Genomic DNA, 16879 nt, shown 5'->3' on the forward strand with positions numbered 1-16879 from the left:
GAGGAATTTCCGACTCAATTGGGGTCAATGTCGGTTTGTGTCGGAGCATCGCAACAGTTGAGAGTTGCGGGGATTATTTGTAAACTCTATGTTTCGGGGCAACTATTGGTGGGACATTGGGCAGAAGCAATTCTACGGTTCCAATGCCGCACCCGAAGCGCTTGACTTGGATAACAGGTTATTGACTAACAGAAGTGAGCCATGGCAGATTTGTCATTTTTGGTGAATGCGGATCCAGGGGTACTGGATGACATCTACGAGAAATATCGCCACGATCCGGACACTCTTGATCTGGGTTGGCGGCGCTTCTTCGAAGGGTTCGACTTTGCGCGCACCCTGAACGGGGCCATTGCGCAACAAAGCCCAGAGGAGTTTGAAAAAGAGTTCAAGGTCATCAACCTGATCGCGGCTTATCGACAGCGCGGGCATTTGTTCACGAAGACGAATCCCGTACGCAAGCGTCGCGACTACGATGGCAAACTGACACTCGAAAACTTCGAACTGACAGAGAAGGATCTCGACAGGACGTTTCAGGCAGGAACACGAGTAGGTCTTGGACCGACCACACTTCGCGAGATCATCAAGCTCCTCGACGAGACGTATTGCCATTCCGTCGGTGTGGAATGGATTTTCATGCGCGACCCGAAGGTCTTGCAGTGGTTGCAGGATCGGATGGAGAGCAATCGAAATCGGCGGCACTTCACGTTGGAAGCCAAGCGGCACACTCTGAACATGCTGACGAAAGCGGTTCTGCTGGAGAAGTTCCTGCATCAGCGGTTCGTCGGTCAGAAGCGGTTTTCGCTTGAAGGCCTTGAGACTTTTGTCCCTGCAATGGATGCAATCGTTGAACGCGGCGCACTGCTCGGCATTCGAGAGTTTGTGATCGGTATGGCACATCGCGGACGGCTGAACATCCTGTCAAACGTGCTCGGCAAGGACTACCGGCACATCTTCAATGAGTTTGAGGGCAAGCAGTACACAGATGCAGCCTTCTCCGGCGATGTGAAGTATCACCTCGGACATTCCTCCGACTTGCACACCAACGCTGGAATGCCGGTGCACGTCACAGTGATGCCAAATCCATCGCACTTGGAGGCAATCAATCCCGTCGTCGCCGGAGTATGTAGAGCGAAGTCGGATACCCGGCACAACGGTGATCACCAGAAGGTGTTACCGATATTCGTGCACGGCGATTCAGCAATCGCAGGACAAGGAATTGTCTATGAGCTGCTGCAAATGTCGCAGGTGGACGCATATAAGAACGGCGGCAGTCTACATATCGTGCTGAATAATCAAGTCGGCTTCACGACCAATTATATCGAGGCGCGTTCGAGCACGTATTGCACAGACGTTGGCAAGACCACGCTCTCACCGGTGTTTCACGTGAACGGGGACGACGTGGAAGCCGTGATTTACACGGTCGAATTGGCGCTCGAGTTCCGACAGGAATTTCAGCGCGACGTGTTCATCGACATTCTCGGATATCGCAAGCATGGCCATAATGAGGGCGATGAGCCGCGCTTCACGCAGCCCGTGCTCTATAAGGCGATTGCCGCTCACCCGGATCCGATGCAGATCTATGCGCAGAAGCTTGCCGACGAAGGGTCGATTTCAACCGAAGAATCCAAGCAGATAGAGAAAGACTTTCGTGCACGTCTCGAATCGGATTTCAAGACATCCAAAGACGTCTTTGAAACGATGGCCCCGAGTTTCTTGAAGGAACGCTGGGAAGGCTATCGTTTTGCAAAAGATGAAGACTTCAGGCATTCCCCTGAAACAGGCATCGACCCTAAAGATCTCAAGCGCATAGCTCTTGCGATTACCAAACTGCCGGAGGGCATGAAGTTCTTCAGTAAGCTTGAGCGCATCTTCGCCGATCGCCGCAAGATGATTACCGAAGGACGGTTCGACTGGGCGATGGGTGAACTGCTGGCGTACGCAACGCTCGCCGAAGAGGGATTTCGCGTCCGGCTGTCCGGCCAGGATTCGAAACGCGGGACGTTTTCGCATCGTCACTCGATGCTGCGGTTGGAAGATTCTGATGAAGAGTATTACCCCCTTCAGCACATCAGTTCGAAACAAGCTCCCGTTGAGATTTATAATTCAATCCTGAGCGAATACGGCTGCATGGGCTTTGAATACGGTTATGCCATGGCGACCCCGAAAGCGCTCGTGCTTTGGGAAGCTCAGTTCGGAGACTTTGCAAACGGCGCTCAGATCATCATTGATCAGTTTATCGCAGGTGCAGAGCAGAAGTGGCGGAGGGCGAATGGACTTGTCCTGCTATTGCCTCACGGCTCCGAGGGTCAGGGACCGGAGCACTCGTCGTGTCGCGTAGAACGATTTCTGGAAATGTGTGCGGGCACAAACATGCAGGTCGTCGCGGGGACGTCTCCCGCAAATATGTTCCACGTGTTACGGCGGCAGATGCACCGTCCACTACGAATCCCCTTGATTGTTCTGACTCCGAAGAGTCCTTTGCGGCACCCTCTTTGTGTAAGCCCCATCGACGATTTCGCGACCGGCACGCGGTACCAAGAGATTATAGATGACACATGGGCAACACCAAGCAAAGTAAAACGCGTGGTCCTATGCATGGGCAAGTTCTACTTTGATCTGATAAAAAAGCAGCGCGATGGGAATCGGAAAGACGTTGCCTTAGTGCGACTGGAGCAGATTTTTCCCCTTCCGACCACGCAGTTGGAGACGTTGATCGCACGGTATCCAAAGGCAGAGTTCGTTTGGGCGCAGGAGGAACCTGAAAACCAAGGTTGCTGGCCGTACCTTCTGCGCAAGTTTGATTTAACAAAGCTTCGAGTAATATCACGACCAGAGTTCTGCACGCCGTCGGTGGGCTTCCCTGACTTGCACGAGAAGGAACTCGCGGCACTCGTGGACAAGGTTTTTGAGCTGTAATACACCGACAAGATCGGATAATCTTGCGTGAGAACCAGAATAGAACAAAATGCTTGACGTAAAAGTCCCCAGTCCCGGCGAATCAGTAAATGAAGTCACCCTTTCACAGTGGCTCAAGGCCGATGGTGCTTTCATTGAAATGAATGATGAATTGTTTGAGATCGAGTCCGAGAAGGCGACGCTTTCTGTATCGGCTGAAAGCAGCGGCGTACTGAAGATTATTGTACCGGAAGGAACAACGGTACAGGTTGGAACAGTTGCCGCGAAAATCGACGATTCAGCCAAAGCGGGTGATGCACCGGCAAAGGCAGAGTCTAAGCCTTTGCAGACTGCGCAACTCTCTGTCACTCCACCTTCGGCGCCAAGCTCCAAAACTGCTGCCATCGCATCTCCCGCCGCAGAAAAGATCTTACGCGAGGCAGGCGTATCGCCTGCGGACGTCTCAAACGGAAGCGGCCGCGGCGGAAGGTTGACGAAAGAGGATGCTCTGCGCGCCGTGACAACTGGTTCGGCAACCCCAGCGCCTGTGACAAATGCACCAGCCACAATAAGTATTCCGGTTGCCGGTGTTCCTGCCGCTGCTCCTCAGAAAGCGCCTGCTTCACACTTGCCGCCTCAGGCACCCAAGATTCAGTTCGCCGGTGATCGACTCGAACGTCGCGAAAAGATGACCAACCTGCGCCAAAAGGTTGCAGAGCGCTTAGTCTCCGTCAGGCAAACGACCGCGATGCTCACGACCTTCAATGAGATTGACATGTCTCACTTGATGCAGGTGCGCAAGGAATACAAGGACAAATTCCAAGAAGCTTACGGTGTCAAGCTTGGTTTTATGTCGTTCTTTACGAAAGCCGTGACCGAAGCGCTACGCTATTTCCCTGCGATTAACGCGTTCATCGAAAAAGATGAAATCGTTTATCATGATTTTGTCGACATTGGTGTCGCCGTTCAGGCGCCAAAGGGATTGGTCGTTCCGGTCGTGCGGAATGCGGAGAGTCTGTCACTCTGGCAGATTGAGGCCGAAATCGAACGCCTTGCCTCACGTGCGCGAAACAACCAGTTGACGATAGACGAGATGACCGGTGGAACGTTTACGATCTCAAACGGTGGAGTCTTCGGATCGCTGATGTCCACGCCGATTTTGAATCCACCTCAAAGCGCAATACTTGGTATGCACAAGATAGAAGAGCGGCCCATCGCATTGAACGGTCAGATCGTGATTCGACCCATGATGTATGTTGCGATGAGTTATGATCATCGGATCATTGACGGACGCGAATCTGTGGGCTTTCTGGTTCGCGTGAAAGAGTATCTCGAGAATCCCGTGCGCCTGCTTTTGCAAGTGTAAGGTGCGCAACTTAATCCAAACCTCATTATGAAATACGATCTTGCAGTCATCGGGTCAGGACCCGGCGGCTACGTAGCAGCAATTCGCGCAGCACAGCTCAACATGAAAGTTGCCGTCATCGAGCGTTACCCAACACTTGGCGGCACCTGCCTGAACGTGGGATGCATTCCATCGAAAGCATTGCTCGATTCATCAGAGCTTTATCACACTGCGGAGAAGCACTTTTCAACTCACGGAATCGGTGTGGGTTCATTGAAGCTTGATTGGGATACTATGCGTGCCCGCAAGGATAAAGTCGTGGAAGACAATGTCAAGGGTGTCGCATACCTGATGAAGAAGAACAAGATTGACGTCATAACTGGACATGCCACGCTGGTCGGCATGGGCACGATAAGTGTTGCTGCGGCGGATGGCAAGCATTCCGAGGTTTCCTTCACGAACGTTATCTTGGCAACCGGCTCGAAGCCCGCCGATCTGCCCTTTGCGAAGATTGACAAGGAGCGCATAATCAGTTCCACTGAAGCACTCGCGCTGAAATCGGTGCCGAAGGAATTGGTCATCATCGGCGCGGGTGTAATCGGATGCGAGATGGGCTCCGTGTTTGCGCGTCTTGGGACAAAGGTGAGAATTGTCGAGTTCTTGAACTCCGCAATCCCGACCATGGACGGCACAATGGGCAAGGAGTTGGGCAAGTCGCTGAAGAATCTTGGTATTGAGCTTTACCTCGGTCACAAGGTGAAATCGGTTGAAACCAAGGGCAAGAAGGTGAAAGTGGTCGCTGAGTCCGTGAGCGGCGAGGACGTTGAATTGCCGGGTGATTACTGTCTGATGGCCGTAGGACGCAGGCCCTTCACGGAAAAGCTCGGGCTTGAGAGCGTAAAGATTTCGACTGACAATCGGGGATTCATAAAGGTCAACGAGCAGCTTGAGACTGCTTATCCGGGCATCTATGCAATCGGCGATGTTATTGGCGGCGCGATGCTTGCACACAAGGCGGAAGAGGAAGGCGTATTTGTGGCGGAACGACTGGCCGGTCAGAAGCCGCATATTAATTACAGGGCAATTCCGTGGGTAGTCTACACATGGCCGGAAGTCGCGGGCGTGGGTTTCACAGAGGAAGAATTGAAGCAATCGGGGCGTGAGTACAAAGTAGGCAGTTTCTCCTATCGGGCCTTAGGACGCGCTCGGGCTGCCAATGAAACCGAGGGCGTCGTGAAAGTGCTCGCCGACAAGAAGAATGATGAGATACTTGGCGTGCACATGTTTGGTGCACGGGCAGCTGATATGATAGCCGAGGCGGTTGTTGCAATTGAGTTCCGCGCAAGTGCGGAAGATATTGCACGCATGTCCCACGCGCATCCCACGTTCACAGAGGCAATGCGTGAGGCATGTCTGGCCGCAACAGAGAACCGCTCGATCCACTCGTAAGCTAATACGATAAGTGAGGATCCGCAGAAATAGACTGCCAAACGGAAGCAACTACTCCACAGAGGATTAATGGGATTTGTCCGCTTAGAGGAATTCAGGGAGCGACCGGAACGTGAGATCAGGAAGGTCGTCTGTGTGATGCCGGCATACAACGCCGAACTCACGATTGAGAAGACACTTCGCTCGATTCCGGATGGCACTGTGAACGAATACATTCTTGTGGATGACTGTTCGAAAGATCGCACCGTTGAAGTAGCGAAGTCGCTCGGAATTACGGTTATCAAACACGAGCGAAACAAGGGTTACGGGGGAAATCAGAAAACCTGTTACGATGCGGCACTGGAAACGGGAGCGGACGTAGTGGTGATGATTCACCCGGACTATCAGTACGACGGAAGAATCACTCCTGCCGTAGTCAGTCTCCTGAAGACAGGAACCGTAGATATAATTCTTGGTTCGCGCATTCGTTCTCGTCACGAGACGCTCGAGGGAGGCATGCCGAAATACAAGTACTTTTCGAACCGCGCCTTGACGATCTTTGAGAATGTGATGCTCGGACAGAATGCAGGAGATTTGCACACGGGATTTCGCGCCTACGCGCGTGAAGTTCTGGAAACCATCAATTATCACGCGAATTCCGATGATTTTGTGTTTGATTCGGAGTTTCTCGCGCAATCAGTGTATCATAAATTTCGGATTGGCGATGTGCCCATACCGACACGGTACTTTGACGAGGCCTCTTCCATCAACTTTCGTCGCAGCCTGCGGTATGGATTGGAGACCGTCAAAGTAATGTTTCAGTATAAACTTGCTCGGTGGGGAATGCTAAGTTCGCCCCTCTTCGAGAAGTCAGAAAGAGTATTTAATACGCCCCGCTCTGCTGTTTCGGGCAGCGCGTAGTGATTCAAATGCGCGCTGCGAATGTTGTGAAGGTTATGTATTTCGCGGCGTTTCTGGTTGCGCTGCTCTACGCAATTGTTCCGCGCTGGGGCGAGCAATCGGACATTTGGGAGACGGCGGCTGCAATTCAAGCGATTTCCGATTCACCATTTCAACCGCGGAATCCGCTCCTTGACTTGCCCGGGAATACTTCGCCTCGCTTCACCCCATACACGGTTGTCGCCGGAATTTCTGATCGGCTATTTGACCTGAAATTGTTCACAACAGTCGGTATATGGGGATTGATAAGTCTGGGATTATTTATCAGCGGATTGGCTCGCGTTGTGCGCACTCTGACCGATGACCGTCACGCGATGTTGTGGGTGCTTCCGGTGATGCTTCTGGGTTGGGGACATGGATATGGTGAGGCAAACGCCTATCAAGCTGAACACTTCTTCCTGACTCTGCCGTATGTGGGTGCAATCACATACGGCATTTGTTTTCACGGACTGGCGGAATTGAATCGCTTTCTCACGACCGGTTCGAAGCTCGGATTGATCGGATATACTCTGCTTGCCTGCCTCGCTTTCCTGACTCACCCGGTAACTGCACTGTTACTCTTTGTGGCCGCGTTCGCGTGGGCGATAGTTCGAAAAGGGCTCGCAGTCACCGCTCTGCTCCAGATTGTGCCCGTTCTCGCACTTGGTATCGCATTGCTCTGGCCTTACTTTGATTACGCAGACGCTTTATTCAAGGGTTCGACTGAGCAATGGTACAAGGTGAGATTGTTCGCTGATCAGTTCACCAAAGTCGGTCCGGCACTACTGGGGCTTCCCGTTGCGTTCTACTTCGGTTTGCGTAAACGGCATCTTGAACTGGTGATTGCGCTTGGATGCTCCTGTGCGATCTATCTGCTAAGTTGGTTATTGGGGATTCAAATCGGCAGCCGCTTCATCTTTTACGGAGCGATTTTCTCGCATCTCTGCATTGCCCTGTTCTTTCTGGAGAGTGGGCTTTTTCGTCGTGGGTTTTTGCGCTTGCCAATCGTACGGACTGGAACCGTTATCGCACTATTAGTGGCCGTGATAGGTGTCGGAACGTATTATCGAGCGCGCAAGCTTGAGATGCAGTGGACGCCCGTGATACGTCATTACGAGGCGACTCAAGGAGACATATTGGAGCCGTGGGAAGACCTCCGCGATTTTCAAAGCTACTTGAACTCATCTCACGTTGTAATGGTGGATGACACCTCTGGTTGGCGCATTCCAGCCGTAACAGGCGCTCGGCTGGTTGCCCAGGCAAAAGGGAATCCCCTGTTAATTGACGAGGTCAATCAACGCCGCATGGACGTTTCCCGTTTTTTCTATGAGTCAACGGATACAGAAGCACGTCAAGAACTTCTCCATAAGTATCACTGCACTCACATTTTAGTTGACAATCGCTTGGCTCAGAAACTCGATCATGCTTTGAAAAGTGACTTAGAGGAGTTCGCGGACTTCGCCATCGCCAGACCTCCTTTTCAACTTTACCGCGTGAAGAGACTTGACTAAGGTTACTCACAGACTTGCGATGAGGAATGCTCCAATCGCGGAAGGCAATGATGTGGCATAAACTCTTACTATTCGGGTTAATGTTGCCGTCCATCGTCTGGGCTGATGCGACGTTAGCTGAGCGTGCGGAACAGATCCGCCTTCAGAAGTCTGATCGTCTGCAAGAACTTTCGCTCAATGGTGATTCCGAATTGGAAAGCTGGATGGAGAGCTTAAGAACGTACCAATTCTCTTCATTTCGCGAACAATTGCCACGAATTCTCCAGTCCGGCGCGGACAAGCCGATCTGCGAACCACTGATTGCCTGGTATCTTCTCACCGAGGATTTGGCGACTCTCGAACAGTGGGCGTCAGTTAGTTCGTGTCCTTCAGTTGCCGAAGGAGAACTTGCTCTTTCCGTGCTTGACCTGACTCGCGCAGACAGTCTGTTTCGTCTTGCACTTGAGGACAGCACACTTGCAAATTTGCGATTAGCCAAGATCGGCTTGTCGAAGGTGCTGCAGAAGCAACAAAAGTATCAAGAAGCTCTTGACATTCTGCTGACTGCCTGGAACAATGAACAGCTATCCGACGAAGTCATCTTCCAAGCCGCGCTTTGCAAGCAGCGGTTGGGCGAGACAAGCGAGTCTATGGACCTATTGGAGGAAGTCCTGCGCTGGAACGAGTTTCACGAACTGGGACACTACTATCTCGGAAACGGCTATGCGCGCAAGAAATATTCGGAACTTGAGTCATCAAGTGAATACCTGAAATGTGACGGCACCGCTCCGTGCGCTCGCGACTTTGTTGTTGACGGTTCCGCTGAATGGATGCTTGGCGAATATGAAGCGGCACTCGAACACTTCAAGGAAGCTCTGCGGCTGGTTCCTGATTATGGGCGCGCTCACAACGGGGTTGCGAAGTGTTTGGAGCAGCTCCGGCTGCGCGAAAACATCTATCGAGATGCGGATCAAGCCGCTTTCGACGCGAAACCCATTCCCGCGATTCCCTTAATCGATCAGTACGTCTTGAACTGGGAGTCATTGTCGGAGCGCCACAAAAAGCAGGTGGCTATCTCGGTCGAACCTTGGAGAGATTATATCCCTGTGCTAGTGGCGACGGGTAGTCATCATTACATAAAGCCGTTGCACGAGAAGTTGTCGGAGTGTCCGGGACTCGAGACTATCGCCGACCAGCGCATTAGTTATGATTCACGATTGTGGGATGACGTGCGCGGTTGCGGAGGTTATACGACCGTTACGGGAGTCGAGGATGTCGAGCGCTCGATATACAACAGATACAACACTGTGCTTCATGAGTTAACGCATCAGGTGCACGGCGTGTTTCCGCCGGAAGATGTCCAGAGAATCGAGGAACTCTACCGCGAGTCGAGTGCCAGAGATGCCGCAGGCGAGGAAGTGTTTGTCAGCCGCTACCAAGGGTCAAGTGTGTGGGAGTACTTTGCAGAAGGGATGAATTCCTACTTCTCGCCGCGTAGGAATAAGTTCGACACTCGGGAAATCACAAAAGAGCGTCTGTTCAAACTGGACCATAAGTTGGTTCAATTGCTCGAGTTCTACATGACCGCTCCAAATGTCGAGGATTGCTACCCTGTGGGATACGTAAATGCCGCGCAGAATGAAGTCGAACAGGGTAATCTGGATTCGGCAATGGAATACGCGAGACAAGCGGAAGCACGAGCACGCGACTCAGAGGTCGTTCTGCGGGCACTGGCACAGATTTCCTCGTACAAAGCCGATAACAGTGCGTCTGTCACCTTCGCACGCAAGTCCGTTGAATTGTATCCCGACAAAGCAGCATCCCACGCTCAGTTAGCCTGGTCGCTACTGTTCCAGAATGGTAGTTTTCAATCCGCGCTTGACGTCCTTACCCAAGGATTATCCGTAACTTCCGGTTCGGAGCGGACCCAGTTGTTGCGCGATGTGGCAGGAATGCAATTGGCCTCTGGCTTTTTTGACGAAGCTGTCGTAAATTACAAAAATGTGTTGGCCAAGCAAAGCACAGACGATGCTGCATTGCGTGGCTACGCCGAAGCGCTCTTCTGGGATGGGCAGCTTCAGGCTGCGGATTCTGTATACCGTGTAGCAATCAAGCGGCGTAGCGGCGTAGCCGGACTAAGACTTGAATATGCACGCTTGCTGCTGTTCAGCGGAAGAACAGATGAGGCGCGAGATCAGATTAACGAGGCCGACCTACTCAAGCCAAACGATGGGCGTGTCATCATCCACCGGGCATGGCTCGAACATGAAACAGACAGTTCCACCGCTCGACCTCTGGTGCTTGCCGCATTAAGACAATACCCGGACGATGCATTAGTTCAGGCGATTTCTGCGAACCTGCTTGGAGAACAGACCAGACAGGCCTTAATTTCTGAAACGAAGAGTGCTGTGCCTGTTTGGGTATACAACCCATCCGAAAGTGCTTATGAAGCGAGGCATTATTGGGACGCTCCCTCGCTGAAGATACTACATAACGGACTTTCCAAGTCCTCCCAATAGAATTGGGCTGATTGCTGTGACCGACAACGGAACAGGAGATAGACTATGAAACGTGCGCTTGTTGTACTGCCTGCTGTGCTTTGCTTGCTTTGTGCACAATATTTGCGTGCCGGTGAGATCGCTCCCGACTTAGCAGAGAGATGGAGCAAAGTCGCGCCGGACGAGAAGGTAAATGCGATATTCCACTTGTGGGAACGCGTTGACCTGCGAGAATTGGATATCACACTCCGCGACCTGCGCGTAACCCGCCAGCAGCGGCATCAAATTGTCATTGAGGAACTGCAGCGTGTGGCTCGGGAGACACAACCTCCCTTGCTGGCTGACCTTGAAGCGATGCTCAACCAAGGTGAGATTGACGGTTTCACGGCCTATTGGATCACAAACTGTGTCGTGGTGAAAGGTCCGCGTGAGACGATGGAGAACCTTGCCAAGCACGACCTTGTCCAATGGGTTGAAGCTGTACCTGTTCCTGAGTTGATTGCCCCCGTAGTCATCAGTGATCGCACACCACGCCAGCCGCTGGACAGCCGCACGCAGGGTGTCAACGCACTGCGCGCACCTCAGGTATGGTACGAGTTGGGTTACACGGGCGCGGGCAGACTTGTCGCCAACATGGATACTGGTGTGGACGGCAATCATCAAGCACTCGGGTCGCGCTGGCGCGGAAACCATGCTCCGCACGCACACTGCTGGTTAGACGTACTTGGAGGCGGTTCACAAACCCCGCAAGATGCACAAAGTCACGGCACCCACGTGATGGGAACAATCTGCGGAACGGGCGGCCCGTCTTCCCAGTTTGACACCGTAGGTGTAGCACCGGGCGCGGAGTGGATTGCCATGAATGCGATAGGCGGTTTCGGTGCAGACTTCAACAGCGACGTCTTGCAGGGGTATCAGTGGTTTGCTGATCCCGATGGCAATCCCGGCACAATTGAGGACGTGCCGGATGTTATTCAGAACTCCTGGGGTGTATACGGCGGTTTCGCTGGATACACGGATTGCTTCCAATTCTGGAACGACGCGATCATCGCCTGCGAGACCGCAGGTACGGTGGTGGTATTCTCTGCCGGAAACGAAGGTCCTGCGCCTGCTTCACACCGCAGCCCGGCCAATATTGCTATCGATTCTGTCACGTTCTTTTCGGTTGGAGCCGTCAACGCGAACAGTTTTCCGAACGCCCCCTACCCAGTCGTCGGGTTTTCAAGTCGTGGACCGAGCGATTGCGATGCAACGGCCATCAAGCCTGAAGTAGTTGCCCCGGGTGAAGATGTCTATTCAAGCATCCCGGGAAACAACTATGGCAGCATGAGCGGCACGTCCATGGCAGGACCACACGTTGCGGGTATCGTCGCACTGATGCGTGAGGCGAATCCAAATGCGGATGTTCGTGAAATCAAAGGAGTCTTGTTGCAGACGGCAATTGATTACGCACCCACAGGTGACGATAATACCTCTGGCCGCGGATTCGTCGACGCTTACGAAGCAGTTCTGCTGATATCCGCGAACCGCGGATGGCTGGTGGGACAAATCACCAATGCAAATAATAATCAGCCGATTTCCGGTGCACGCGTGCAAGCGGGAGAGAATTTCGTCCGCTTCAGCGATTCACAGGGCAATTATCGCATCTCGCTGCCTGCTGATTCGACTCTGCCAATCACCGTCACGGCATTCGGCTATGCGGCGTTTTCAACGTCAATGTCCGTTGCTGACTCCGACACCGTTACACTGAATATCCAGATGAATCCGGTCGCTTCGGGCACGTTGAACGGCACGGTGCTGATCGCAGACGATGTACCTCTGCAGGGTGCGAACATCACGCCGCAAGGAATTCCTGTTGGGCCGTTGCAATCTGATGTGAACGGATTCTTCAGCTATTCCCTGCCGGGCAATAATACCTATTCATTCAGAATCACTTTCCAGGACATCACGATTGACACCTCGTTTGCAATTCCCGTGGATGGAACGGTCAACGCTGTCATTCGCATGGCTTCACAGCATTCGCAACCTACCGGACCGGATTCGTACGGATATCGTGCCTACGAGCGGTTTGACTATGGTTTGACCGCACCGTATGCGTGGGCTGACATGACCAACGCGACAGTCGTTCCGATGCTGGACATCTTGAATGTCTCCGCTTTCATTGAAATGCCGTTCCCCTTCTGTTTTTACGGTGAGCGCTATGATTCAGTGACCATCAACGAGAACGGGTGGGTGGCCCCCGGCGGCGACGAACCGGATCGCCGTGCGAACAATACTCCTATTCCCAATGTGGCAGGCCCTGCGGGCATGCTCGCTTTGTATTGGGACGATCTGACGCGGCGAGCAGGTCAAACCCCGTCGCGCCTGCTGACTCGCTATGACGAGCAAGCAGGAGTGTTCATTATCGAGTACAGGAACTTCATCTTCGCTTTGGACACGACCAGACGATTCACCGGACAGATTCACATCTTCAATCAGGAAGTCTGGCCGACACCCACCGGCGATTGTGAGATCATGTTTGTTTACGACGAACTGGGTGTGCTGAACGCCGCAACTATTGGAATCGAAAATCCTGCAGAAAACACGGGCGTGTTGTATCGCTACAATGCGAATCAGGATCCCACGACTTTTGCGCTTGAGCGAGGCACTGCGATTCTCTTTACCACGCGAACCAGTGTGAGAACGCTCGGCAATTTGACTGGAACAATTACGACACATCCTGCCATTACGCAGGCAATTCCCAACGGTGTGCGGCTCGGGAATGCCTTGGCACAAGTGTCTACAAACGGTTCGTACTCCTTCAACAACGTGTTCGCGGGACCGCGAACGTTGCGTGTCCAGATACCTGGGTACGAGCAGATGGCATTTTTCGCAACTCTGGTTACCAATCAGACAACTACCCTTAACGCAGACGTTTGGCGACTGGATCCGCCAACCGGTTTCTCCTACTCTCAGGCAGAGGATTCGCTGTTCTTGAGTTGGCAGCCCCCCGTGAGTGTTGGCGGGCTGGATGAGCACCAAGGCTATGTCATCTACTTTGACACAAACGTGCTGGACACGACTGCGGCGTTGAGCTACACGACGCGTATTCCGGGCGTAGACTTTCACATGTATTGGGTGACCGCACTGTACGATGGCGGCGAAAGTCTGCCGACCGACACTATCATCGTTCAGCGTCTTGCGGCCGATGAAACGGCGGGAATTCCGACAGAATTTGCGATGTCTCCGGCCTATCCGAATCCCTTCAACCCGTCGACCTCTTTGAATGTCTCACTTCCGCAGTCGGCGGAGTTAAGCCTGCGTATTTATGATATCGTGGGCCGTGAGGTGGCAGTCATTGCCCAAGGTCGATTCCAGCCAGGAAACTATCGTATGACTTGGAACGCCGAAGGCTCTGCCACTGGTGTTTACTTCGCTCGCCTTGAGTCTCCGTTGGGATCAAAACTTCAAAAACTGCTGCTGCTTAAATAGCGATGCAGTCCGTTCGAGTTCGAAAAGGCCGAGTACAGACTCGGCCTTTTCATTTCCCTCTTTTCGCGGGACAGGCGAGCCGTCCTGACCTGCCTTCCAGAGCAAACCTCAAAACGTCTCTTCCAGCTTGAGAACAAAACTTGACCTCTCCTCTCCGATTTAACGGGTCCGGAGCGTTGCACATTATCTCCTTTTTCAGTTTAGAATAGTAGAAACAGTAATTTAATTTTTATATTGTTCATGAGGATTTCGCTCTTTTTCGTTGAAACCCGTTGCTCAGAGCATTGCTTGGAAGTAAATTGTGGTAGCGACTGGTCCTCCTCCCTGCATTGCGCCCGCCCCATTCGTCCCTTCTCCTACCGCTTCTTGGTGTATTTGCGCCATGTGAATTCCGGCAGGGCTTTTTTGAATTTGAAATAAAGATATATAAGTCGATTAAGGGTGCCGATATGAGACACTTGCTTGCAATTCTGGTTGTAGCCGCGAACGCTCTCGCCATACCACAACTCATCAACTACCAAGGTCAACTTAACGGAACGGGCGGCATTCCACTGGACACAACAGTATCCATGACGATGCGACTATATGACGGGCCGGGGGGAGCTGCGACCCTGTTGTGGACAGAAGCACATCCCGCAGTTGCAGTACAAGGCGGCCTGTTTGACCTCACCCTCGGTTCTATTACCGCTCTAAACCTTAGCCTGATGAACAACACGGAAGTCTGGCTCGGTGTAACCATTGGAAATGATTCGGAAATGACTCCGCGTGAGCGCATCGTTGCGGTTGGCTACAGTTTCCGAGTTGGCACTGTGGATGGAGCAAGCGGCGGGAGTGTCACAAGCGACCTAATTGTCACAGGTCGCGGGACGTTTGGAAGCGGAAACACAAACTCGGGAACGAATGGCTTTGTTGCCGGTGGTTCCAACTCCGCTTCCCAACAATATACGGTTATCAGCGGTGGTTCCGAGAATGCAATCAGCAGTCAATGGAGCACCATTTCCGGTGGCAGACTTAATAGTGTGACCGGAAACTGGGGAGCTATAGGTGGCGGTTTGTCGAACAGTGTTTCCGCCCCGTATGGCACTATCGCAGGCGGTCAGGACAATCTTGCAGGCGCAAACAACGCTGCGGTCGGTGGCGGACGCAACAATTATGCACGTGGATTGCAAAGCGTCGTTGCAGGCGGAGGTGGGCTTGCGGCGGATTCAAACAGTGCGCAAGGAGCAGCCAGCACCATCAGCGGCGGGTTGCGTAATCTCGCCATAGGAACGCAAGCAACTGTTGCGGCGGACGGAACAACAAGGCACGCGGAAACTATTCCACGATATCTGGTGGCGGCGGATCGGTCGCAGCTGACTCTAATAGTGCCCAAGGGACTGCAAGCACAATAGGCGGCGGCGTGAGAAACGTAGCCTCACAGGCAAACTCCGCAGTCGGTGGCGGTGCAAACAATTCTGCACTCGGTTCGCATTCCACGATAAGCGGTGGTGAGTTCAACTATACGACCGGTTCTCACTCTTTTATCGGTAGTGGCTTCTCAAACACGGTGTCGGATTCCTTCGCGACAATCGCAGGCGGAACTTTGAATTACGCTCCGGGGAAGTATTCAACTGTAGCAGGGGGATATGGCAACGACGCCCGTTCAACGGGTTCAACGATTGCCGGAGGATATTCGAATGAAATTGGAGACACAAGTTTCTACGGCGCGATTGGCGGCGGCCAGGAGAACGCTACTGGAGCGCGACATGCGACCGTTGGCGGCGGATGGCAGAACTCTGCCAGTGGCGTTTGGAGTACAGCCGGCGGAGGCAGACAGAACTCTGCCAGTGGCGCGTTAAGTACCATCGGTGGAGGCGGAGAGAACCAGGCCCAGGGATTACTCTCATTTGTGGGCGGAGGAAGCAATAATACTGCGGGGAACTTCTCAACTGTTGGGGGTGGCAGCAGTAATGTTGCAGGGCCAACTTCGTTTGTTGGAGGAGGATCCACGAATGTTGCATCGGGCTATGTGAGCGTCATTACAGGTGGATTTCGCAACCAGGCAATGGGGGACTATTCGACAGTGAGTGGCGGCGACAGCAACATAGCGGCCGGAACTAATGCAACAGTGGGCGGAGGACTACAGAACAAGGCGCGAGGCAATTACTCCGTCGTGTCGGGAGGCGGCGGGATCGCAATCGATTCGAACTTGGCGAGCGGAAACTACAGCGTTGTGGCTGGAGGACGGCGCAACGAAGCAGGTGGAATCGAGAGTTTTGTTGCTGGAGGGTATCGCAATCGTGCCTCAGGTGCAACATCTTTCGCTGCAGGTGGTCAGGCCAACGCAAGTCACAATGAGTCGTTCGTTTGGTCAAGCGGCGGCGCGACAAACTCTACAGGTAACGGAACAGTGACCATGCGTGCAACAGGAGGTTACACGTTCTATTCGGCCGGAGGTAACACGGGAGCAACGCTCCCTGCCAATCAATCGGCATGGGTGTCAATCAGTGACTCGACACTGAAGCACCGTTACGGCCAAGTGGAAACGAGCGATGTTTTGACGAAACTCGCAAACCTGCCTGTCGAAACGTGGAGCTACAAGCACGACGAGCACAACATTCTTCACATGGGTCCTATGGCGCAGGACTTCCGGAACGCCTTTGGATTGGGCAATGACGATACGGGAATCTCCACGATAGACGCAGATGGCGTATTGTTCGCCGCTGTACAGGAACTGGCGAAAGAAAATGCGGGACTCAAGGAGCGCGTTGCCGACCTTGAAAAACTCGTGCAGCAGATGATTCTACTTGGACAGAAGTAACTACTAGCTCGTC

9 protein-coding genes are annotated in these 16879 nt (G+C 53.0%); all 9 read left to right on the forward strand.

Annotation, left to right across the window (positions count from 1 at the left end; all coding sequences use genetic code 11):
- Positions 1-201 precede the first annotated feature (201 nt).
- The 9 genes from KJZ99_04490 to KJZ99_04530 all read left to right on the forward strand — a co-directional run bounded on the left by KJZ99_04490 (position 202) and on the right by KJZ99_04530 (position 16866).
- Positions 202-2916: a 2-oxoglutarate dehydrogenase E1 component gene (locus KJZ99_04490; GenBank protein ID MCL4305148.1), complete on the forward strand. Its 2715-nt coding sequence runs from the start codon at positions 202-204 to the stop codon at positions 2914-2916.
- Between the two features lie 49 nt (positions 2917-2965).
- The gene (gene odhB, locus KJZ99_04495; protein MCL4305149.1) at positions 2966-4261 is read left to right on the forward strand and encodes a 2-oxoglutarate dehydrogenase complex dihydrolipoyllysine-residue succinyltransferase; all 1296 of its coding nucleotides are present in this window, start codon (positions 2966-2968) and stop codon (positions 4259-4261) included.
- A 27-nt stretch (positions 4262-4288) separates the two neighbouring features.
- Positions 4289-5689, forward strand: a complete 1401-nt coding sequence (lpdA, locus tag KJZ99_04500) for a dihydrolipoyl dehydrogenase (protein MCL4305150.1) — start codon at positions 4289-4291, stop codon at positions 5687-5689.
- A 138-nt stretch (positions 5690-5827) separates the two neighbouring features.
- On the forward strand, positions 5828-6589 hold the full coding sequence (locus tag KJZ99_04505; protein MCL4305151.1) for a glycosyltransferase family 2 protein: 762 nt from the start codon (positions 5828-5830) through the stop codon (positions 6587-6589).
- Entirely contained in the window at positions 6589-8118 is a 1530-nt protein-coding gene (locus tag KJZ99_04510; protein MCL4305152.1) for a hypothetical protein, read from the forward strand. Before KJZ99_04505 ends, KJZ99_04510 begins: the two co-directional genes overlap by 1 nt.
- A gap of 47 nt (positions 8119-8165) precedes the next feature.
- Entirely contained in the window at positions 8166-10616 is a 2451-nt protein-coding gene (locus KJZ99_04515) for a hypothetical protein (GenBank protein MCL4305153.1), read from the forward strand.
- 45 nt (positions 10617-10661) lie between these two features.
- Positions 10662-14066, forward strand: a complete 3405-nt coding sequence (locus tag KJZ99_04520) for a S8 family serine peptidase (GenBank protein ID MCL4305154.1) — start codon at positions 10662-10664, stop codon at positions 14064-14066.
- Positions 14067-14515: 449 nt separating this feature from the next.
- The gene (locus KJZ99_04525) at positions 14516-15457 is read left to right on the forward strand and encodes a hypothetical protein (protein ID MCL4305155.1); all 942 of its coding nucleotides are present in this window, start codon (positions 14516-14518) and stop codon (positions 15455-15457) included.
- Between the two features lie 8 nt (positions 15458-15465).
- Complete coding sequence (locus tag KJZ99_04530; protein MCL4305156.1) at positions 15466-16866, forward strand: hypothetical protein; 1401 nt, start codon at positions 15466-15468, stop codon at positions 16864-16866.
- The last annotated feature ends 13 nt before the right edge of the window (positions 16867-16879 follow it).

This window comes from bacterium (assembly GCA_023382385.1).
Taxonomy (GTDB): domain Bacteria; phylum Electryoneota; class RPQS01; order RPQS01; family RPQS01; genus JABWCQ01.